At 67.7% G+C, this 19,928-nt stretch carries 23 protein-coding genes; 6 read left to right on the top strand and 17 right to left on the bottom strand.

The features are described 5' to 3' along the window. Positions 1-61: 61 nt before the first annotated feature. From NOCYR_RS15595 to NOCYR_RS15580, 4 genes are all read right to left on the bottom strand, one after another. Positions 62-538, bottom strand: coding sequence for a nuclear transport factor 2 family protein (locus tag NOCYR_RS15595; protein WP_014351349.1), 477 nt, complete (start codon positions 536-538; stop codon positions 62-64). 78 nt (positions 539-616) lie between these two features. Then, positions 617-1,042 carry a nuclear transport factor 2 family protein gene (locus tag NOCYR_RS15590; protein ID WP_014351348.1) on the bottom strand — a complete coding sequence of 142 codons (426 nt, stop codon included), beginning with the start codon at positions 1,040-1,042 and terminating at the stop codon, positions 617-619. 61 nt (positions 1,043-1,103) lie between these two features. Further along, positions 1,104-1,556 carry a VOC family protein gene (locus tag NOCYR_RS15585; RefSeq protein ID WP_014351347.1) on the bottom strand — a complete coding sequence of 151 codons (453 nt, stop codon included), beginning with the start codon at positions 1,554-1,556 and terminating at the stop codon, positions 1,104-1,106. Positions 1,557-1,615: 59 nt separating this feature from the next. After that, complete coding sequence (locus tag NOCYR_RS15580; RefSeq protein ID WP_014351346.1) at positions 1,616-2,086, bottom strand: RDD family protein; 471 nt, start codon at positions 2,084-2,086, stop codon at positions 1,616-1,618. A gap of 283 nt (positions 2,087-2,369) precedes the next feature. Between NOCYR_RS15580 and NOCYR_RS15575 the strand changes: the two genes are divergently transcribed. Then, positions 2,370-2,666: a hypothetical protein gene (locus NOCYR_RS15575; RefSeq protein ID WP_014351344.1), complete on the top strand. Its 297-nt coding sequence runs from the start codon at positions 2,370-2,372 to the stop codon at positions 2,664-2,666. Between the two features lie 95 nt (positions 2,667-2,761). Further along, entirely contained in the window at positions 2,762-3,259 is a 498-nt protein-coding gene (locus tag NOCYR_RS15570) for a hypothetical protein (RefSeq protein ID WP_148280659.1), read from the top strand. 15 nt (positions 3,260-3,274) lie between these two features. Here the strand turns inward: NOCYR_RS15570 and NOCYR_RS15565 are convergent, their stop codons facing one another. The 8 genes from NOCYR_RS15565 to NOCYR_RS29955 all read right to left on the bottom strand — a co-directional run bounded on the left by NOCYR_RS15565 (position 3,275) and on the right by NOCYR_RS29955 (position 12,574). Next, positions 3,275-3,838, bottom strand: a complete 564-nt coding sequence (locus NOCYR_RS15565; RefSeq protein ID WP_014351342.1) for a DUF488 family protein — start codon at positions 3,836-3,838, stop codon at positions 3,275-3,277. A gap of 9 nt (positions 3,839-3,847) precedes the next feature. Further along, positions 3,848-5,398 (bottom strand): GMC family oxidoreductase, encoded by a 1,551-nt coding sequence (locus tag NOCYR_RS15560; protein WP_014351341.1) that lies wholly within the window; start codon positions 5,396-5,398, stop codon positions 3,848-3,850. After that, positions 5,398-6,909, bottom strand: coding sequence for an aldehyde dehydrogenase family protein (locus NOCYR_RS30515; RefSeq protein ID WP_014351340.1), 1,512 nt, complete (start codon positions 6,907-6,909; stop codon positions 5,398-5,400). Before NOCYR_RS30515 ends, NOCYR_RS15560 begins: the two co-directional genes overlap by 1 nt. Continuing rightward, positions 6,906-9,110, bottom strand: coding sequence for a choline BCCT transporter BetT (gene betT / locus NOCYR_RS15550; protein ID WP_014351339.1), 2,205 nt, complete (start codon positions 9,108-9,110; stop codon positions 6,906-6,908). Before betT ends, NOCYR_RS30515 begins: the two co-directional genes overlap by 4 nt. Before the next feature lie 192 nt (positions 9,111-9,302). Next, positions 9,303-9,782: a hypothetical protein gene (locus tag NOCYR_RS30510; protein ID WP_014351338.1), complete on the bottom strand. Its 480-nt coding sequence runs from the start codon at positions 9,780-9,782 to the stop codon at positions 9,303-9,305. Between the two features lie 119 nt (positions 9,783-9,901). After that, the gene (locus tag NOCYR_RS15540) at positions 9,902-10,810 is read right to left on the bottom strand and encodes an NAD-dependent epimerase/dehydratase family protein (protein WP_048833431.1); all 909 of its coding nucleotides are present in this window, start codon (positions 10,808-10,810) and stop codon (positions 9,902-9,904) included. Between the two features lie 150 nt (positions 10,811-10,960). After that, the gene (locus NOCYR_RS15535) at positions 10,961-12,199 is read right to left on the bottom strand and encodes a PucR family transcriptional regulator (RefSeq protein WP_048833430.1); all 1,239 of its coding nucleotides are present in this window, start codon (positions 12,197-12,199) and stop codon (positions 10,961-10,963) included. Positions 12,200-12,406: 207 nt separating this feature from the next. Beyond that, positions 12,407-12,574, bottom strand: a complete 168-nt coding sequence (locus tag NOCYR_RS29955) for a hypothetical protein (protein ID WP_014351335.1) — start codon at positions 12,572-12,574, stop codon at positions 12,407-12,409. Between the two features lie 284 nt (positions 12,575-12,858). Here NOCYR_RS29955 and NOCYR_RS15530 point away from each other — a divergent pair, with 284 nt between their 5' ends. Beyond that, complete coding sequence (locus NOCYR_RS15530; RefSeq protein ID WP_014351334.1) at positions 12,859-13,266, top strand: low affinity iron permease family protein; 408 nt, start codon at positions 12,859-12,861, stop codon at positions 13,264-13,266. Between the two features lie 13 nt (positions 13,267-13,279). Here the strand turns inward: NOCYR_RS15530 and NOCYR_RS15525 are convergent, their stop codons facing one another. Next, a complete protein-coding gene (locus NOCYR_RS15525) occupies positions 13,280-13,885 on the bottom strand; it encodes a flavodoxin family protein (RefSeq protein ID WP_014351333.1) in 606 nt (201 codons plus the stop codon). Positions 13,886-14,038: 153 nt separating this feature from the next. On the opposite strand from NOCYR_RS15525, the gene NOCYR_RS15520 reads away from it, so the two are divergent. Both NOCYR_RS15520 and NOCYR_RS15515 read left to right on the top strand, forming a co-directional pair. Next, positions 14,039-14,518 (top strand): Dps family protein, encoded by a 480-nt coding sequence (locus NOCYR_RS15520; RefSeq protein ID WP_014351332.1) that lies wholly within the window; start codon positions 14,039-14,041, stop codon positions 14,516-14,518. Between the two features lie 18 nt (positions 14,519-14,536). Beyond that, positions 14,537-16,330 (top strand): thiamine pyrophosphate-requiring protein, encoded by a 1,794-nt coding sequence (locus tag NOCYR_RS15515; protein WP_014351331.1) that lies wholly within the window; start codon positions 14,537-14,539, stop codon positions 16,328-16,330. Between the two features lie 7 nt (positions 16,331-16,337). On the opposite strand, the gene NOCYR_RS15510 is transcribed toward NOCYR_RS15515, so the two are convergent. The 3 genes from NOCYR_RS15510 to NOCYR_RS15500 are packed head-to-tail and all read right to left on the bottom strand — an operon-like array spanning position 16,338 to position 18,499. Beyond that, positions 16,338-16,793 carry an SRPBCC family protein gene (locus NOCYR_RS15510; RefSeq protein WP_014351330.1) on the bottom strand — a complete coding sequence of 152 codons (456 nt, stop codon included), beginning with the start codon at positions 16,791-16,793 and terminating at the stop codon, positions 16,338-16,340. Between the two features lie 33 nt (positions 16,794-16,826). Further along, entirely contained in the window at positions 16,827-17,996 is a 1,170-nt protein-coding gene (locus NOCYR_RS15505; RefSeq protein ID WP_014351329.1) for a zinc-dependent alcohol dehydrogenase, read from the bottom strand. Continuing rightward, positions 17,996-18,499, bottom strand: a complete 504-nt coding sequence (locus tag NOCYR_RS15500) for a hypothetical protein (RefSeq protein WP_014351328.1) — start codon at positions 18,497-18,499, stop codon at positions 17,996-17,998. Before NOCYR_RS15500 ends, NOCYR_RS15505 begins: the two co-directional genes overlap by 1 nt. 159 nt (positions 18,500-18,658) lie before the next feature. Here NOCYR_RS15500 and NOCYR_RS15495 point away from each other — a divergent pair, with 159 nt between their 5' ends. Further along, positions 18,659-19,672 carry a DNA topoisomerase IB gene (locus NOCYR_RS15495; protein ID WP_014351327.1) on the top strand — a complete coding sequence of 338 codons (1,014 nt, stop codon included), beginning with the start codon at positions 18,659-18,661 and terminating at the stop codon, positions 19,670-19,672. A gap of 50 nt (positions 19,673-19,722) precedes the next feature. Here NOCYR_RS15495 and NOCYR_RS15490 read toward each other — a convergent pair whose 3' ends face one another. Next, positions 19,723-19,917, bottom strand: a complete 195-nt coding sequence (locus NOCYR_RS15490) for a hypothetical protein (RefSeq protein ID WP_048833429.1) — start codon at positions 19,915-19,917, stop codon at positions 19,723-19,725. Positions 19,918-19,928 lie beyond the last annotated feature (11 nt).

Genomic DNA, 19,928 nt, shown 5'->3' with positions numbered 1-19,928 from the left:
TGACTCGAGAATAGCCCGCCGATCAGGGCATGCGGTGGACCCGACGACGCCCGGCCGTGGTTCACGCCGAGGGCGCCCACATATTCGACAGCAGCCGGTGACTGGGTGTGTCGGCCAGCGATTGCGAGGATTCGTAGATGCGGACGTATCCGGTGGCGGTGATGCGCCAGACGCCGTCGGGATCGCGGCGATAGCGGTCGGAGTAATAGCCGGAGCCGCGGATGAGCACCCCGTAGTCGGTGGCGATGACGGTGTCTTCGAACAACCAGCTGCCCGTGGCCTGCTCGCCGTCGACGTGGATTTCCGGGTGGTTGGCCACATGCGTGGTGACGATGCCGGGGCCCATGTTGTCGCGCAGGAATCCGACAACGGCCTCGCGCCCGGTGAGCACCAGCGGCTCGCCGAGCGCGTGGGTGCCGTAGCGGCCCTCGACGTCGTGGGCGAGGGTGTCGGCGAACTCGTCCCACAGCTTCAGATCGAGCGTGCGGAAGTAGCGATACTTGAGCGCGCGAATGGCTTCGATTGCCACCAGGTCCATCGGCCAAGCCTGACACGGCACCCGCGGCAAAACAAGAACACGTTACAAAATATCCGCTTGCGGTCCGGTTGACCGGGTTCAGGTGAAGGCTTGCTCGAGCCCCTCGAACCATGCCGAATCCTCCACCAGGCGGGTGCTGCGCCAGCCGTCGGGAGTGCGGACGAGGTCGTGGTTGTACCAGCCGCCGCAGAAGAATTGCTTGCCGGTCGAGACGATCATCGGGTTGAAGAACATCGCCCGCACCCGGGCCTGGTCGCCGTCGAGCGCGACGTCGACATTGGAGACGAAATGCTGGGTGCGGGAGAACAATTCGAGCGCCACCGACAGCTGTGACACCACCGTGTCCAGATCGCCGCTGGGGCCGCCTGCGGTGGTGTAGTCGATCTGGGCGTCGGGGGTGAACACCGTGCGGTACAGCGGCCAGTCCTTGGTGTCGACGGCGTGCGCGTAGCGGGTGAGCAGATCGCCGATGGCGATCCGGTCGGCGATGGTCTGTAGATCCATCAGTCGATATAAGCGCACTCGGCCACCTCGCGGTGGCCGAATCCGGCGGTTGCCCGCGCGACTAGGCGGCGCAGAACTCGTTGCCCTCCGGATCGCGCATGACCCACCAGTGCCCGGCCGGCCCGCGGTCGAATTCCTCGACCCGGGTCGCGCCGAGGTCTTCGAGCCGCCGCACCAGCTCGTCGAGGCCGCCCGGTGCGCTGTGCACATCGATGTGCAGGCGGTTCTTCACGGTCTTGGCTTCGGGGACGTCCTGGAACAGCAGCCGCCGCCCCCGGCCGACGCCACTGGCCGGGTCGAACGGATCATCGGGATGCCGGATCGCGGCGTAACCGCGGAAGGTCTTGCGCCCGCCGTGCTCGAGCACCGCGCTTTCCGGTAGCTGCCCGGCCGCGAGCAACTGCTCGACCAGCACGGTGGGGTCTTCGACCTCGTATTCGAGGGCCGCGGCCCAGAAATCGGCCAGCGTCGCCGAGTCCCGGCTATCGATCACGAGCTTCCAGTTCAATGCCATGGGCATGTCCTATCATTCGCCACCGACAGGCTCGGCCCGCCGCGATCCGGTCGCGGTGGTTATTCGTCGATGACCTGCGTGCCGGCCAGCCGGTCGTGCCAGCCCTGCTTGGTCGGGCTGGAACTGATCGTGACCGCGATCGCGATCGCGGCGATGAACCACAGGATCGGGCCGATGCACGGAATCAGGTTCAGCAGCATGTAGGCATTGCGCAGCGCCGAATCCTTGACGCTCGGCTTGGGCGCGCCCCCGGACCCGTTGACGTGCAGCCCGAGAATCTTCTTACCCGGGGTGGACCCGGTGGCCACCTCGAAGCCGAGGAAGTACAGGAACCCGAATCCGGCGCCCGGCAGGATCGACACCCAGTCGGGGGTATCCCAGGCCTTGTTCAGTAGCCAGAAGAAGATCGCGCCGACGATCATCGCGAGAATCCAGTCGATGAACCGGGCTGCGGCGCGTTTGCCGAGTCCGCCGGGAGTGACCCCCGCGGCCGCACCGAAGCGAGGATCGTATCCACCTGCGCTCACCATGGTTACTCCTTCAGAAAAGTAGCTCCACTTGTCCGGAGTGTTCGCACCGCCCGTCGGGTGGTCGTACCAACGATCTCACAATCTCGGGCCGCAGCGGCGAATTAGCTGAAATGTGGCTAGAGTAGAGGCGAGCCGCGGTGCGGCGCAGGGGGTGGAGGTCGTTCGGCACCCCGTGGAGCACAGCCCGGCGTCGCGTGAATCCCTGTGAACTCTTGCCCTGCTGGGGGATTGATCGTGCGTGGCGTCCGGTGGACAGGTCGGTACTGGATTTCGAGGAAGGACGATGATGCAGATGCGCTCACGGTCGGCTGTGCTGGAATTCGTTGACGAAGTGACCCTCCGGTACGGCTCACTGGATGCGTACTTCACCCGATTGCGGGCCGAACTCGATGACGAACCGACGGTCGTGCTGCCCGCGCTCACCGATACGCCGACCTCGCCCACGGCGTGGGCGGCAGTGGCGCGTGCCGACGACGAACCCGGCGCTGGGCGGCCCGCGGCACAGTTGCCGCAGGCGCCGGTTGCCAAGGGTCGCAAGGGTCCTGGTGCGTTGTGGAGCCGCATGCTGGGGCGGAGTTAGCCCGCGCACCGATCCACGACGGTATCGGCGACGAATGTCGTAGCAGGTTCGCACCGCTCGGGTGCGCGCGACATCGCTGGTACTTCGTGGAGGGTATGACAATGTTCGGCTGGCGCGGCATCGCTCGGATCGCCGCCATCATCGCGATAACGATCGGTGCCGCGGCGGCCGGGTCCGGCCCGGCCGCCGCGGAATACGGGGGAGTCCTGGCCATCGACGAGGTCACCTTCGTGCACTCGCCCGATGCCGCCGACGACAGTGGCGGAACCCTAGCGGTCACCGTCACCTACAGCTGCGCCGACGACGAAGCCGACAGCCTGCACGTCTACGCCTATCAGGGCGCCGAGTCCGCGGGCGACACCCCGGTGGGCGCACCGCACGGACCGGGCTACGACTACGACATCATCTGCGACACCGTGACCCGGCGCAAAACCGTCATGATCGACCCGCCGTGGCATGGAACAGGCTCCGGCTCACGCCATTTCACCAACGGCGCGCAGGGCCGGGTGAGCGCCGAACTGCGCCGCGGAACCACCACCACCAGACACGCGACCGGCTGCTTCGAATGGAACGACACGACCGCGCGCAGGTAGGGCCACGGCGGCGGATCAGGATCGGGCCTCCTCCTCCGGGTCCTCCGGCGGATAGGTCAGCCGCGTCCCGTCGACCCGCGCGAACGAGGTCAGCGTATGCGGGCGCCAGTTGGTCGCCGACATGATCTCGACCACCGGCACCCCGCGCACGAGCAGTGCGTCGGCGACCAGCGAGCGATGGCAGCGCCACGGCACCGCCTCGGCGCACATGATCGCGGTGCGTGCCGCGCGGCCCAGTCGCATGAGTCCGTCGAGCGCGGCGGCGAACTCGGCGGTCTGCATGTAATCGGCGTAGCCACGGAAACTCTTGTTGCGCCACCCGGTATTCGGCGAGTCCTTCCGGGAATGCCGCAGCCCGCCCAGCGCCGCCATATGTGTGTAGTCGATCCCGTTACCGGGCAGGCTTTCCGCCAATGCGTCGCTGTTGAACTGCGGGTTGTGCCGCGACCGCGGAATCGTGCGGATATCGACCAGCTGCGCGATCTCATAGCCGCGCAACAACTCGGCGAATTCCGCTATCGGCATCGTGGAATGCCCGACGGTATAGATCGCACCGTCGGGCAGTTCGTCGTCCGGCACAGCGAACGCCTAACGTGCTGCGGCGACGAGTTCGGCGCAGCGCTCACCGACCAGCATCACGGTGATATTCGGATTCACCGTCGTATGCGCCGGGAACACCGACGCGTCCGCGACCCGCAATCCGTCCACGCCCTTGACCCGCAGCTGCGGATCCAGCGGGCTCAACGGGTCGTCATCGGCGCCCATCCGCACCGTCCCCACCGGGTGATACACCGTGTTGTGCGTGCGGCGGATGTAGTCGGCGAGTTCGGCATCGGAATCGGTCTCCGGGCCCGGATACAGTTCCCGCGCCACCCATTCGGCCAGCGGTGCCATCGCCGCGATCTCCCGCGCCATCCGCAGACCCGCGATCATCACCCGCATATCGTGGCCCTCGGCGTCGGTGAAATAGCGGGGATCCACCCGTGGCTTATCGCGGAAATCGCGTGAGCGCAGCCGCACCGTGCCGCGCGAGCGCGCATGGGTGACGTTCGGGGTGAGGCAGAAGGTGTTCTCGGCGGTGGGATAGCCCTGCCGCAGAGTGTGCATATCGAACGGCACACTGCCGTAATGCATCATCAGATCCGGCCGATCCAAACCGTCGACGGTGGTGGTGAAGATCCCGGCCTCCCACCACTGGGTCGAGCGGGTCACCATCGGCCGCGTCGTCTCGAAACCGATCACGCCCTCCGGATGATCCTGCAGATGAGCGCCCACACCGGGGGAGTCGACCAGCACCTCGATGCCGGTGGCGCGCAGATGATCCGCCGGGCCGATGCCGGAGAGCATGAGCAGCTTCGGCGAGTCGATCGCGCCGGCGCAGACGATGATCTCTCGGCGCGCCGAGAGGCGGGTGGTGCGGCCGAAGGCATTGTCGGTGATATCCACCGCGACCGCCCGACCACCGTCGAGCACGATCCTCTTCGCCCACGCACCGGTCCGGATGGTGAGATTCGGCCGATCCAGCACCGGATGCAGGTAACTCACCGACGACGAAGCGCGAGTGCCGTCGGCGCGGCGGTTGATCTGGAAGAAGTTGGCGCCGTTGACCACCGTCTTCCCGGAATTGAATTCCGCGCGCGGAATGCCGACGGCCTCACAGGCATCCAGCAGCGCCACGCCGCACGGATCCTCCGGCGGCACCGTCATGATGTGCACCGGGCCGCTGCGCCCGTGATGATCGCCCGGTGCGTCGTTGGTCTCGATGCGGCGATAGAGCCGATACACCGAATCCGCGCCCCAGCCCGTGCAGCCGTGCTCACGTTCCCAGGAATCGAGATCCTCGCGCGGCGCCCAGAACGCGATACAGCTGTTGTGCGAGGAACAGCCGCCCAGCACCTTCGCCCGCGCATGCCGCATGAACGAATTGCCGTTCTCCTGCGGTTCGATCGGATAATCCCAGTCGTAACCGGATTCGAGCAGTTCCATCCAGCGGTCCAGGCGCAGGATCGCCTCATCGCCGACATCGCTGGGCCCGGCTTCCAGCAGGCACACCGTCACCGCCGAATCCTCGGAGAGCCTGGCGGCGACCGCCGCACCGGCCGACCCGCCGCCGATGACCAGGTAATCGTATTCGCTCACTACTGCCCCTTCCGGTCGGCGAACCAGCCGGTCACACCCGGCCGCAGGTTCTCGTAGACGTGCTTGGCCTCGCGATACTCGTGCAGCCCGGACGGTCCCAGCTCCCGCCCGATCCCGGAGCGGCCGAATCCGCCCCATTCCGCCTGCGGCAGATACGGCCCGAAATCGTTGACCCACACGGTGCCGTGCCGCAGCCGGGCGGCGATGCGCCGGGCCCGCGCGGCATCGGCCGACCACACCGCACCGGCCAGGCCGTAATCGGTGTCGTTGGCGATGGCCACGGCCTCGTCCTCGGTCCGGAACGTTTCGACGGTGACGGTGGGCCCGAATCCTTCGTCGTGCACGCAGGCCATCTCGCGGGTAGCGCGGTCGATGACGGTGGGCAGGTAGAAGTAGCCGTCGTCGAGGTTGCCCGCGCCCCGGTCACCGGTGGCGAAGGCGCCGCCGGTGCGGATCACGGCGCCGTCGGCGCGGGCCTGCTCGACATAGCCGTGCACCTTGTCGCGGTGCGCGGCCGAGATCAACGGCCCGGTCTCGGTCTCCGGATGGAACGGCAGGCCGACGCGGATCTGTTCGGCGCGTCGCACCAGCTCGTCGACGAAACGATCATGCGCGGCTTCCTCGATCACCAGCCGCGCACCGGCCGAACACACCTGGCCAGAATGCAGGAACGCGGCATTGAGTGCGTTGTCCACGGCCGCGGCCAGCCGCTCATCGGTATCGCAGGCGTCGGCGAAGACCACATTGGGGTTCTTGCCGCCGAGTTCGAGGGCCACCTTCTTGACCGTGGCGGCCGCTTCGCGGGCGATGATCCGGCCGGTGGTCAGGCCGCCGGTGAACGAGACCAGGTCGACGTCGGGGTGCGCGGACAGCGGCGCACCGGCGGTCGCGCCCGCGCCGAGCACCAGATTGGCCACACCGGCGGGCACACCGAGTTCGTGCAGTACTCGCATCAGCAGGATGGAGGTATGGGGCGTCAGCTCCGCCGGTTTCAATACGAAGGTGTTGCCCGCCGCCAGCGCGGGCGCGACCTTCCACGACACTTGCAGCAGCGGGTAATTCCACGGGGTGATGAGCCCGCACACCCCGACCGGCTCGTACACGATCCGGGAATCGACATCCGCCGAACCCGCGTCGACCACCCGGCCCGCGTCCTCGGCGGCCAGCTTCCCGAAATACCGGAAGCAGTGCGCGATATCGGACATATCGATATCGGATTCGTAGGGCCGTTTACCGGTGTCGAGGGTTTCCGCGCGCACGAATTCCTCGCGCCGGGCGTCGATCGCGTCGGCGACCTTCAACAACAGATCGCCCCGCTCGCCGGCGGAGGTCCGGCGCCACGGGCCGTCGTCGAAGGCGCGGCGAGCGGCGGCGATGGCGGCCTCGGTGTCGGCGGCACCCGCTTCGGCCACCACGCCGACGAGGGAATTGTCGGCCGGGCAACGGATTTCGCGGGTCTCGCCGGACGCGGCCGCGGTCCAGACGCCGTCGATATAGAGGGTCTCACTCATGCGGTGGTTCTCCCTTCCGGATCGCTGTCGGTGTCGACGTCGCCGGGATTCGGCTCGTAGTGTTCGGTCGCCGAGCGCCGCAGATGCAGATAGCCGAGATGGCGTTCGTACTGGTCGAGAATGTCGCCGATGATCTGCTCGCGGGTGTAGCCGTTGAGCGAATAGCCTTGCGAGCCCTCGGCGAGATAGACCTCGCAGCGGAAATACCGGTCCTGCGAACGCTGCGCGAGCACGGCGTAGGTCGGCGCCGGGGCCGATACCGGCCACACGCAGTATTCGAACCGGGGTTCGCTGGCTTGATCGACCAGCAGGCGGGTGGTCGGCATGCCCTCGTTGTGGGCGGATTCGTCGACGGTCGCCGCCACGCCCGCCGCGGTGAATTCGGCACAGACCTCGCGCACCGCCGGAAGCACCGCATTGGTCATGAATCGCCGGGTGGCCGCGGGGCCGGGATAGCTGATGGTGGCCAGCAACCGGCGTCGCCAGCTGCCGTGTTCGGCTGGCCCGCGCCCGACCGCGAGGGCATGCGGCAGCGCGGTGCGGAAGCTGTCGAGCTTGTAGGACTCGTTGCGCACCGACCGCAGCAGCGCGATGCCGATGAGCGCGAGCACGAACGAGAACGGCAGCCCCATGATGATGGTGGCGTTCTGCAGCGTCGTGATGGATCCGCCGGCACCGGCGAACAGCATCGACAGGGTGAGCAGGCCGATGGCCACCGACCAGAAGATGCGGGTGCCCTTGGCACAGTCGGCCATCGGGTTCGGCAGCCGGGAGGTGAAATTGCCCATCACCAGCGCACCCGAATCGGCGCTGGTCGTATAGAACAGCAGGCCGGTGAGGGTCGCGATACCGAGCAGCAGCGGCGCACCGGGGTATTGCTCGAGCAGCGAATAGAACCCGACCTCGGCCTGCGCCGCGGTGGTTTCGCCGAACTCGGTGTCTTTGCGGGCCAGATCCAGGGCGCTGTTACCGAAGATTGAAATCCACATCAGGATGAAGCTGAACGGCACCACCAGCACCCCGAACACGAACTGGCGCAGCGTGCGGCCGCGCGAGATGCGCGCCAGGAACAGCCCGACGAACGGTGCCCACGCCACCCACCAAGCCCAGAAGAACAATGTCCAGGCGTCCAGCCAGGCGGTCGGCTGGTTCGGAGTCTCCGGATTGCGTTCCCAGGCGAAGGTGTCGAGAGTGCGGTCGAGGAACGTGGAGACGTAATCGCCCGCGTTCTGGGCCAGCGCGTTGAGCAGGAAGTCCGACCGGCCCGCGACCAGAATGTAGATCAGCAGCGCGATCGCCATGATGACGTTGAGTTCCGACAGCCGCCGGATTCCGCGATCGACGCCGGTGGTCGCCGAAATCGTCGCCACGATCACCGACAGCACGATCAGCCCGATCTGGGCCGCCTTGCCCTGATCGATGCCGAACATTTCGTGCAGGCCGTAATTGAGCTGCACGATGCCGATGCCGAGGGAGGTGGCGATGCCGAAGATGGTGCCGAGTACGGCGGCCACGTCGATGGCATCGCCCCAGCGTCCGTGCACGCGTTTGCCGAAGATGGGATACAGCGCGGCGCGGATGGTCAGCGGCAGGTTGTGCCGGAAGGCGAAGTAGGCCAGCGCGGCGCCCATCAGCGCGTACATGGCCCAGCCGCTGAGCCCGTAGTGGAAGATCGTCCAGGTCGTGGCCGCGCGGGCGGCCTCGTTGGTCTGGGCTGGGCCGGTGGGCGGGTAGAGGTAGTTGTAGACCGGTTCGGCGACCGAGAAGAACATCAGGTCGATGCCGATTCCGGCGGCGAAGAGCATCGCGGTCCAGGTGAACAGGCTGTATTCCGGGCGCGATTCCTCCGGGCCCAGCCGGAAGCGGCCGTACCGGCTGACGCCGAGGAACACCACCAAACCGACGATGCCGGTCGCCAGCAGGAAGTACCACCAGCCGAACCAGGTGGAGATGAAGGTCTTCACCTCGACGACGACGGTTTCCGCGCTCTCGGGGGCGGCCAGCGCCCAGATCGCGAAGGCGAGCACGATGCCGGCGGCGGCCAGGAACACCGGCTTGTTGACCGATCCGCGGCCGGCCGCCGGATGCGCGGGATGGGCGGAGTGGAAGCGGGCGGCGTCGGCGGCCGCGTCCGATGTCGCGGCAACGGACGGTTCGCGGTCGGTGTTGTCGCCCTCCGGTGGATCGCTGACACCACTCATGCGACGAACGCTAGTCGCGTCGGTGCGCCGCCGGAGCCATGATCGGCCTCGTGTCCGCGATCGGTAGGAACCCGCGTCCAGCCGCTCCGCCCGGTCCGCTGACTCGGGAGGGTGCTGGCGTCGGCGACTGTGACCGGGCCTCGGCAGGCCCGGCCCGGTAGTCGACGCGGCTCCGGGACGGCTATCGCGGAATCACTTGATGTCGATGGTCCCGTCGAACATCAACGGCGTCGGGCCCGGTTCGCAGCCGCGGAAGCTGCTGGTCGGCATCGGCACGCCGTAGCCGATCCGGTTGGGCTCACCGCCTTGGCCCTTCATGACCGTGATCTGGATGGCCATCGAGTCCGGCGGGAACAGCATCACCGGTTCCATGGTGGTGATCGGGTAGACCAGCGACACGGTGTTGTCGCGGACCGTCAAGCAGGTGACCGGACCGGTGACGCGCACCGGCAGCGTCATATTGCCCAGCTTGGCGGTGGCCACATAGGTGCCGGTGGTGGGGTTGCCCGGCGAGCTCTTCGCATCGACGTGCAACACGTTCATGCCCAGGACCTGCATATTGCCGTCGATCGTGACGCTGGTGGGCTGGGCGGCCGCCTGTCCGGAACCGGCGATGAGCGCCGCGGACGCGAGCGCCGCTGCCGCACCGAGCCGGGTGAGCTGACTTGCCATGAGTGTGCCTCCTCGGGTCGTTGTCCCCGTTGCGCGGATACCCGGGGTGATCGGGTTCAAGCCGGGCAATGCCGATCTTCGGTATTCCTCGGATGACCCGATCTATGCGGCCTCGTTGCTCAGGGCGTCATCTCCCGCAGGATGGTGTCGAGGGAGGTGGGTGCGAGGCCGAAGGTCTTTTCGGTCAGCGTGGAGTCGAGGACGAACGGGCGGTCGAGCTGGTACAGCACCTCGGGAAGTTCCCGGGCGACCGGGGAGAACAGGCCGGCGGCCCGCAGCATCCAGCCCGGCATGCGGCGCAGCCTGGCCGGGGACGCTCCGGCGACGGCCGCGAGCCGGTCGGCCAGCTGACGCGGTGTGACGGGTGGGTTGCTGGGGACGTGCCAAGCCCGGCCCCACGCTCGGTCATCCTGCGCGACGGTGACGAGTGTGCGGGCCGCGTCGCCGGTGCCGGTCCAGCTGTGTGGTGCGTCCAGATCCGCCGGGAACAGCGCCGTCTTGCCCGCTATCACCTTGGGTGCCACCAGGATCGCGAAGTTCGACTGGCCGCCGCGGCCGAGGAAATCGCTCGACCGCACCTCGGTGACCCGCACCCGGCCCGCCTCGTGCGCGGCCAGCGCCTCCTGCCAGGCCTGCGCGCGAATCCGCCCTTTGACCGAGTTCGGCGCCATCGGCAGATCCTCGGTCATCGGCGCGGTGGGGGCGCCGTACCCGTAGAGATTGCCGAGCATGACGTAGTCGGCGCGGGTGGCCTCCGCGGTTGCCAGCAGCGACCCGAACAGCGGCAGCAGGTCGGTATGCCAGCGGTGATACGGCGGCGCGGCGCAGTTGAACAGGGTCTGCGCGCCGGTGGTCAGTTCGATCAGCCGGGCGGTGTCACCGGCATCGGCGGCGACGCACTGGATCCGACTGTCCTGCGGCCCGTTTCCGCTGCGGGTGATCAGGCGGACTTCGTGCCCGGCATCGGCGAGCAGGTGCGCGGTGATCGTGCCGACGCCACCGGCGCCGACCACAACAGACAGTGTCATGTTCTTCTCTCGATCGCGTGATGTTCGGGGGCGGACACCAGACACCGCGCGCGAGTCCTGTGTGACAGGCCGGGGCGGCCGACAGCGTGGCGCGCGGTACCTCAGTCTGACGGAACAGCAGCGCCGAATGTGAGGCCGGCGGCCGCAAGCTCAAGCGACGTCGGCGGTGCTGCGCCCGCGATGGGCGCGAATCAGCAGTGCCGCGCGCAGATAGCACAGGCCGGTCACATCATTGGGGTCGAAGCCGGTGATCTGGCCGATGCGTTTCAACCGGTAGTCCACGGTGTTGGTGTGCACGAACAGGCGCCGGGCCGAGCGGGAGCGCTGCATATTCGTGGCCATATGGACCTCGAGGGTGGTGAGCAGTTCCGGGTGGGCTTCGAGGGAGTCCAGCACCGAGCTGAGGTAGTCGCGGGCGGGCCCGGGCCGGGTCAGCTGGTATTCGAAGGCCAGCTCGTGCGGGCGATACACCTTGCTCGCCCCGCCGAGCAGATGGACGATGTCGACGAGCTCGTGGACCTGCTCGGCGACGGCCGGGACCTGTGCGGGCGTGGCCGTCATCGCCACTGCGCGGATCGGCACCTGCCCTGCGCGGGAGAGGTTTTCGATCAGTGCGTCGAGATCGGCGTCGGTGAATTCGGTGGCGGGTAGTAGCAGGGTGCCCCCGTCGACGCTCAGCAGCGACAGCACCTTGCCCGCGCACCGGTTGGCCAGCTCGGCTTGTACCCGACGCAGCTTGCGGCGCGCGACCACCTTCTCGTCCAGGGCGGAGACCTGCTCCTCCGGATGCGGTGGAAGCTCCAGTGCCACCACGTGATAGCGGTCGGCGACCTCGATGCCGCATTCGCGGGCCATGGTGGAGGTGCTCTGGCCGCCCAGCAGTGCCGAGGTCAGCGTGTGCACCGCGGTGTGGTGTTCGCTGACCACCGAACGCAGTTCGCGGACATAGGCCACCGAGACCGCGGAGTTGATCATATCCTGGGCGTCCATCAACCGCCGGGCCACCCCGACCGCGGTATCGAAGTCGTGGATCGTGCCGTTTTCCAGGATCAGATCGAAACCGAGCTTGAAACCTTCGTGGATGGCGTGATGAATGGTGTCGATCGGAATGCCTTCGCGCGCCCAATCGGCGGCGGCGTCCTGCACCCGTTCGGTGCGGCCACGTAGATCGCGGCCGTCGAGCATGCTGTTGGTCAATTCCAGGCAGACCCGCGTCACGGTGGTGATATCACCGTCGAGCGCTTCGCCGGGCAGCGTGGCGCACGGGACGACGTTTTCGATGAAATGGCCCACCATTTGACGGGAAATGGTCCGTACATCCTTGAGTGGTGTGGATACCGGCCGACCGGAGGAGGTGAGAAATGGTTCGGCGGAGGCTGCGACAGACATGGTAATTCCTTCCCACCCAGGGCCACTGGGCAGGGACTCACGCTACCGCGCGAAGCCGTTGCCGGGTTGTGACCTTCGGTTGTGACAAGGTGGAACGGATGCCGAAAACGTTTATAGATTCCAACAATCGGCGCCGGGGCCGGGCTGGGCGAGTCGCGCGGCGGTGGCGACGGGACACGCCACCGCCGCGGCGACCGGAGGCGGTGCTTACAGGCAGAAGCTGAGCTCCAGCGGCCCGAGGTGGATGGGCGCGCACACCTCCACCGAGCCGGAGACGGGCGCGGCGGTCTCGGCGGAGGCGGGGGCGGCGCCGATGGCTGCCGCGGTGAGCACCAGGCCGGCGACGGCGAGCGGACGGATAATTCTGGAGTTCATAAAACAATCCTCGGTTGTGCGATGGTGTCCCGGATTCGGGACCGGCCCCATCAGAACACACACCGCACCCGAAATGTCCCTCGCCACATCGTTTTTGATTCTTCAGCCGATATCGCCGCGCCCATCGTAGGAATCCACAATTCCATCGACGCCGCCGTCGGCCATAATTCGGCCCGGCGGGAAAAGACGCGAAACGTTTGCCTCGGCAATCAACCGGGTACGGCGCCCATACAGCGATAACGAACCGCGCCGCGTGCCGGGCGGTGAGCGTGAGGAGGTCCGCCATGACCGAGAAGCGAGGCCGTGCGCTTCTGCCGTCCGATGTCACCGGCAAACAATCGATCTTCGACCGGTTCGCCACCCAGGCGGCGGCCATGGTGTCGAAGGCCTGGTTCTTCGCCTTCTGTGTGCTGATCGTGCTGGTCTGGGCACCGAGCATCCTGGTGTTGCGCAATATCGATAGCTGGCAGCTGGTGATCAACACCGCCACCACGATCATCACCTTCCTGCTGGTCGCGCTGCTGCAGAACACCCAGACCCGCTCCGATGACGCCGTGCAGCACAAACTCAATGCCATCGCCGACGCCCTGGGTGATCTGATGGACGAACTCGGTCCCGAATATCCGGGCCTGCGCCAGCATCGCGAGGAACTCACCGACGCCGTCGGCCTGGAGCGGCACGAGTCCAGCTGACCCGCTCGGTCGCTCAGGCCGGGTAGGGCTCGGCCCGCAGCAGCCGCGCCAGGTGCGCGGCGTTGCGCGCCAGGGTCGCGTTCGTGGTGGCGACGGCCTTGGGCACCGAATCCAGGTCCAGGTAGTCGACACCGCTCATGGCCTCGCCGTTCCAATAGGTCCCGCCCTGGCCGGGAATGGTGAACCCGATGTCGTCGAGTGCCTGGAACAGATCGGCGATGATCTTGTGCGCGCCGTCCTCGTTGCCGACCACCGCCGCCGTGGCGACCTTGCCGAACATGACGGGGCGGCCGCGGTCGTCGGTATTGGACAGTTCGGCGTCGAGCCGTTCGAGCATCCGCTGCGCGACCGAGGACATGTGGCCCAGCCACGTCGGTGTGGACACGAGCAGGATGTCGGCGGCCAGGATGCGCTCGCGAATCCGCGGCCACTGATCGCCGTCGCCCTCATCGGGGGTGATCCCGGGCAGCACGTCGTAGTCGACCACCCGCACGATCTCACCGCGCACGTCGTGGCGAGCGAATTCGGCCAGCAGTTGGCTCGCCAGCAGATCACTACTGGATTCGGCGGGCGATTTCTTCAACGTGCACACCAGTGCCACGGCATTGAGCTCGGTCATGTTCACTCCTCCCGGTCCGGCCGGCCTCGCAGGCGGCGTGTGCCAGGGCAGTACCCGCTGTGGCGGCGCCGACACCGGCGCCCGGGTTTGCCCGCCGGGAACCGGGTAGACCGATCGTGACCGGTGGACAACAACTCAGAGGAGGCAATAACGATGTCGGTTCCCATCAAGAGCACCCTCGACGCCGAAGCGCAGCGCATCACCGGTGACGCCCTGCGAGCGAGCGTGGTCGATCTCATCGATCTGTCGCTGATCGCCAAACAAGCCCACTGGAATGTCGTCGGCCCGAACTTCCGTCCCCTGCATCTGGCCTTGGACGAGCTGGTGACCGCCGCGCGTGGATTCACCGACGACGTGGCCGAGCGCGCCACCTCGATCGGCGTCAGCCCCGACGGGCGGGCGCAGACGGTGGCCAAGGAAGCGGCCGGGCTCGGCTTCCCCGACGGCTGGCAGCAGGACACCGACGTCATCACCGCGATCGTGGACAACCTGGCCACCGTCATCGGCCGGTTCCGCGAGCGCATCGACACCACCGAGAAGTCCGATCCGGTGACCCAGGATCTGTTCATCGAGATCGCCGCCCGGCTCGAGCAACTGCACTGGATGTGGCAGGCCCAGCTGGCCACGGCCTGACCGGCGAGAGGAGACGTCATGGCCGAGCAGGTCGGCGATGTGCTGTTGCGCCGCCTCGGGGAATGGGGTGTGCGCCAGGTCTTCGGTTATCCCGGCGACGGAATCAACGGGTTGCTCGCCGCCTGGGCGGAGGGGGTCGGGCATCCGCAGTTCGTCCAGGCCCGGCATGAGGAGATGGCCGCCTTCGAGGCCGTCGGATTCGCCAAGTTCTCCGGCTCGGTCGGGGTGTGCGCGGCGACCGGCGGTCCGGGCGCGATCCATCTGCTCAACGGCCTCTACGACGCCAAACTCGATCACGTCCCCGTGGTGGCCATCGTCGGCCAGACCGAGCGCAGCGCCCTGGGCGGTTCGCATCAGCAGGAGATCGACCTGCCCGCGGCCTTCAAGGACGTGTGCAGCGCGTATTCGCAGCTGTGCGTGGTCCCGCAGCAGTTACCGAATGTGCTGGACCGGGCATTCCGGGTCGCGATCGCCGAACGCGCGCCGACGGCGGTGATCGTTCCCGCCGACGTGTTCTCGCTCGACTACACCGCCCCCGCGCACGAGATGAAGAATGTGCCGTCGAGCCTGGGCCTGAGCGAGGGCGTCGTGTCACCGGACGCCGAGGCGCTGCACCGCGCGGCGGAGATTCTCGACGCGGGGGAGCGGGTCGCGATTCTGGTGGGGCAGGGTGCCCGTGGCTGCGCCGAGGAGCTGACCCGGCTGGCCGATCTGCTCGGCGCCGGCGTGGCCAAGGCGCTGCTGGGCAAGGACGTGCTGCCCGATACCGAGCCGTGGGTGACCGGATCGCTCGGTCTGCTCGGCACCACGGCCAGCCATTTCCTGATGTCGGAGGCCGACACCCTGCTCACCATCGGCTCCAACTTCCCCTACAGCGAGTATCTGCCCGAGTTCGGGCAGGTGCGCGGCATCCAGATCGACCGCTCCGGCGCCTGGATCGGCATGCGCTACCCGTATGAGGTGAGCATCGTCGCGGATGCGAAAGCCGCGCTGCGCGAGCTGATTCCGCTGGTGCGCCGCAAGCGTGACCGGTCCTGGCGCAAGCGGGTGGAGCAGGAGGTAACGCAGTGGTGGCGCGTCGCCGACGAGGTCGCGATGCTCGACGCCGATCCGATCAATCCGATGCGCATCTTCTCCGAGCTGTCTCCGCAGCTCCCCGACAACGCCCTGGTCACCGCGGATTCGGGAACCTCGGCCGACTGGTACGCCCGGCATCTGCGTTTCCACGGTGCGATGCGCGGGTCGCTGTCGGGCACGCTGGCCAGCATGGGCTGCGCGGTGCCCTACGCCATCGGCGCCAAATGGGCCTACCCCGACCGGCCCGCCATCGCGCTGGTCGGCGACGGTGCGATGCAGATGAACGGACTGGCCGAACTCATCACCATCGCCCGCTATTGGCGGCAGTGGCAGGATCCGCGGCTGATCGTCGCGGTGCTGCACAACAACGATCTCAACCAGGTGACCTGGGAACTGCGCGGCATGCACGGCGCGCCGAAGTTCCCGGATTCGCAGACCCTGCCCGACGTCGACTACGCCGCGTTCGCCCGCAGCCTCGGGCTCGGCGCCCGATCCATCGACGACCCGGCCGAATTGGCCGGCGCCTGGTCGAGTGCGCTAGCGAGTTCGCGGCCGGTGGTGCTCGACATCGTCTGCGATCCGAATGTGGCGCCTATCCCGCCCAACACCACCTTCGAGCAGTTCTCCTCGCTGGCGCGGGCGCTACTACACGGCGACGAGGACGCGGGGCCGGTGCTGGCGCACTCGGTCAAGCAGAAGACCCGGCGGTTCTTCGCCCGCCACCGAAACGGCTAGCGCGCCTTCAGGATCGTGCGGAGGGCTGCTTCTTGCCGACGGCGATATCGGCGAGGCGGGCCAGCGCCTCCTTGTTGCGCGGGGCCAGCAGCACGCCTTCGGCCGGTCCGGGCAGCCAGCGGCCCGGACCGCGCACGGCCTGCTCCGCCATCCGGATCTCGGTGCGGCCCGGTGCGATCTCGATCAGATCGAGCCGGATCCAGGCCGCGCCGAACGGCCACAGCCCCGCATCCAGCTCGAGACTGTGCGGCGGGTCGACGGCCCGCACAGTGGTGGTGTCGTCGATGGTGAGCGGACACGGACCCACCCGGTGGTGGATCTGCGCACCCACCTGCGGCCAGCTGCTGTCGACCTCCCGGATGTGGGAGGCACCGACCACCCAGCTCGCATACGACCAGCCATCGGCGAGCACCGCGAAGATCTGCTGCGGCGACGCGCTCACCTCGGTCCGGACCTCGACCATGATGTCCTGCCTTTCTCGGGTGCACCGGTTCGGTCATGGGCGGAACACGGCGCGCACACACTCCTGTTTGCTGTTCTTGAACAGGTCGTAGCCGCGCACCGCCTCGGTCAACGGCAGATCGTGGGTGATGAGATAGGACGGATCCAGATCGCCCTGCTCGAGGTAGTCGAACATGCGCGGCATGTAGGCCTGCCCGCGCTGCTGGGCCGAGCGGATGGTCAGCCCCTTGTTGGTGATCACCGCCATCGGGAACTTGTCGGTGACGCCGTAGACGCCGAGCACCGACACCACACCGCCCTTGCGGCAGGCCAGGATCGCCTGCCGCAACGACGTCGCCCGGTCGGTGCCCATCCGCAGCAACTGTTTGGCCTTGTCGTAGAGCTGCTGCACGCCGGTGCCGTGGCCCTCCATCCCGACCGCGTCGATACAGGCGTCGGGGCCGCGTCCGCCGGTGGTTTCCCGCAGCGCCTCGACGATGCTGTCCACGGCCGAGTAGTCGATGGTCTCCGCGCCGGCGTGGGTGCGGGCGAGTTCGAGCCGCCGGGGGAAGCGGTCGATGACGATCACCCGTTCGGCGCCGAGCAGCCGCGCGGTGTGCGCGGCCATGAGACCGACTCCGCCGCTGCCCCACACCGCGACCGTATCGCCGGGGGAGATCTCGCAGAAGTCGGCGCCCATCAGGCCCGTCGGCACCGCGTCGGAGCAGAACAGCGCTTGTTCGTCGGTGATGCCGTCGGGGATGGTGAAGCAGTTGACATCGCCGAACGGCACCCGGATGTATTCGGCGTGCGAACCCTGGTAGCCGCCGAAAGGATGGGTGTAGCCGTAGATTCCGCCGGAGGGATAGCCGAGCAGCGGTTGTTGCAGCGCGGCATTCGGATTGGTGGTGTCACACGCCGAGTACAGGCCGTTGCCGCAATACCAGCACGCCCCGCATCCGATGAACGACGGCACCACCACCCGATCGCCGACCTTCGTCGAACGCACCTCGGGACCGGTCTCGACGACCTCGCCCATGAATTCGTGCCCGATCACGTCGCCTTCGCGCATCGCGGGCAGGTAGCCGTCGATGAAATGCAGGTCCGAACCACAGGTCGTGCTCAACCGCACCTGCACGACCACATCGTGCGGATTGACCAGCCGTGGATCGGGCACGGTCTCGACCGCGAGATCGTTCACGCCGTTCCAGCACAGTGCACGCATCACGTCTCCTGTTCATCGCGTCGGCCGCTGGGATTGTGCGCGAGAGTGGGTGATTCGCCGGTTTGCAGCAGGGCGCGGGCGCGGTAGAGGGCGGTGAAGGCCACGGCCCCGGTGAGCAGACCGGGTGCGGGTGTGGTCGTGCGGATGGTGACCTCGGTGCCGAGATCGTGCGGGGCGTCGGCGAAGCTCACCCGGATCTGGTCGTCGTGTTCGCCGACGAACCGCAGTTCGTCCGTCTTGTCGACCACCTCGGTTTCCCAGCGCAGCGACTCACCGTCGAGCGGGTCGAACCGCCACTCGAGCCGATCCGGACCGGTCGCGCTGACGCGGGCGATGCCGTCGAGGACCGCCGACAGATTCTCCGGATCCCGCCAGAACCGCTGTACCTGCGCGCGCGGCGCCGCGATGGTGACCGTTTGCGTACTCACTCCGCCACCGGTGGCCCCCACAACTTTCCCGACCAGGTCGATCACCTGGTGCCTGGCCTTATCGATGTAGTCCACGAGCGCTCCCTCCGGTGCGATCGGCGGCCATCCGGTCCCGCGGACCTGCCGCATTCACCCACCGCATACCCCGTGTTCGGCAAACAATGTCGCGCCCGCGTGGACGGCGGGCAGGTGTGAGATCGGTGCGGCGGGCTAATTCGGTGAGGGGAGGGACGTATGAGATTGCGGCGCAGCAGGCCCTACGGCCCGGGCATCAGCAGGATCGCGCGTGGGCGCGGATTCTCCTATGTGCTCGATTCGGGGGACCCGGTCGATGATGCCGAAACGCTCGAGCGGATTCGCGCGCTGGTGATCCCGCCGGCCTGGCGCAAGGTGTGGATCTGCCCGTATCCGAATGGTCATATCCAAGCCGTCGGGGTGGATGCGGCGGGCCGCCGGCAGTACCTGTATCACCAGCGGTGGCGCCGGGAACGCGACGAGGAGAAATTCGATCGGGTGCTCGATCTGGCACGCCGGCTACCAGAGCTGCGCGACCGGCTCGCGGCCGATCTGGATCTGCGGGGCGCGGCGCGCCATCGGGTCGAAGCCTTGGCGATCAGTCTGGTCGATCGCGGGGTATTCCGGGTCGGCGGTGAGGAATACGCCGAGGAGAACGGCACCCGCGGTGTGGCCACGCTGCTGCGCGATCAGGTGCGGGTCTCCGGCGACGAGATGGTGTTCGACTACGTGGCCAAGGGCGGGATCCGGCGCCGGGTCCGCGTGCACGGTGCGCAGCCGGCCAAGGCGGTGCGCACCCTGCGGCGCCTACGCACGGACACACCGCGGCTGCTGGTCTACCGTGACGGCACCGGCTACCACGAGCTGCACGCCGAGGAGATCAACGCCCGCTTCAAGGAGCTGACCAGCCCGGAATGCACCGTGAAGGATCTGCGGACCTGGCAGGGCACGGTGCTGGCGGCCGCCGGGTTCGGCTCGGCGCGACGTCCGCAATCACAGCGGGGGCGACGGCGTGTCGAACGCGAGGTCTTCGGACAGGTCGCCGACGCCCTCGGCAACACACCCTCCGTGGCGCGAGATTCCTACATCGATCCGCGGGTGGTCGAGGCCTTCGAGAACGGCACGACGATCGCCGCGGCCCTGCGCCGCGCCAACCGCGTCGACACCGACGCCGAACGCACGGCGATCATCGAACGCGCGGTGATCCGGCTGCTGCGCAAGGCCGCGGGATGAGCTAGTGACTCATCCCAGCAGCACCCCCGCCTCGTGGACCGGCGTGAGCCTCACGGCTGTGGTTCGTCGGGCGGTGATTCGCTCAGCTCGGGCCGGACCTGCAGATCCGGGTCATCGTCGGCGGGTGGTTCGGGGTCACGCCATTCTTCGGCGCGGCTGGAACGGTTCCCGCGGATCGTGCCCTGCAATTCGTGGGCGAGTTCGTCATCGCGTTTCGGGCCGTGCTTGCTGCTTCCTCGCTCCATGACGTTTCCTC

The sequence above is a fragment of the Nocardia cyriacigeorgica GUH-2 genome, from assembly GCF_000284035.1.
GTDB lineage: Bacteria > Actinomycetota > Actinomycetes > Mycobacteriales > Mycobacteriaceae > Nocardia > Nocardia cyriacigeorgica_B.
This window is presented reverse-complemented; position numbering and strand designations above follow the sequence as displayed.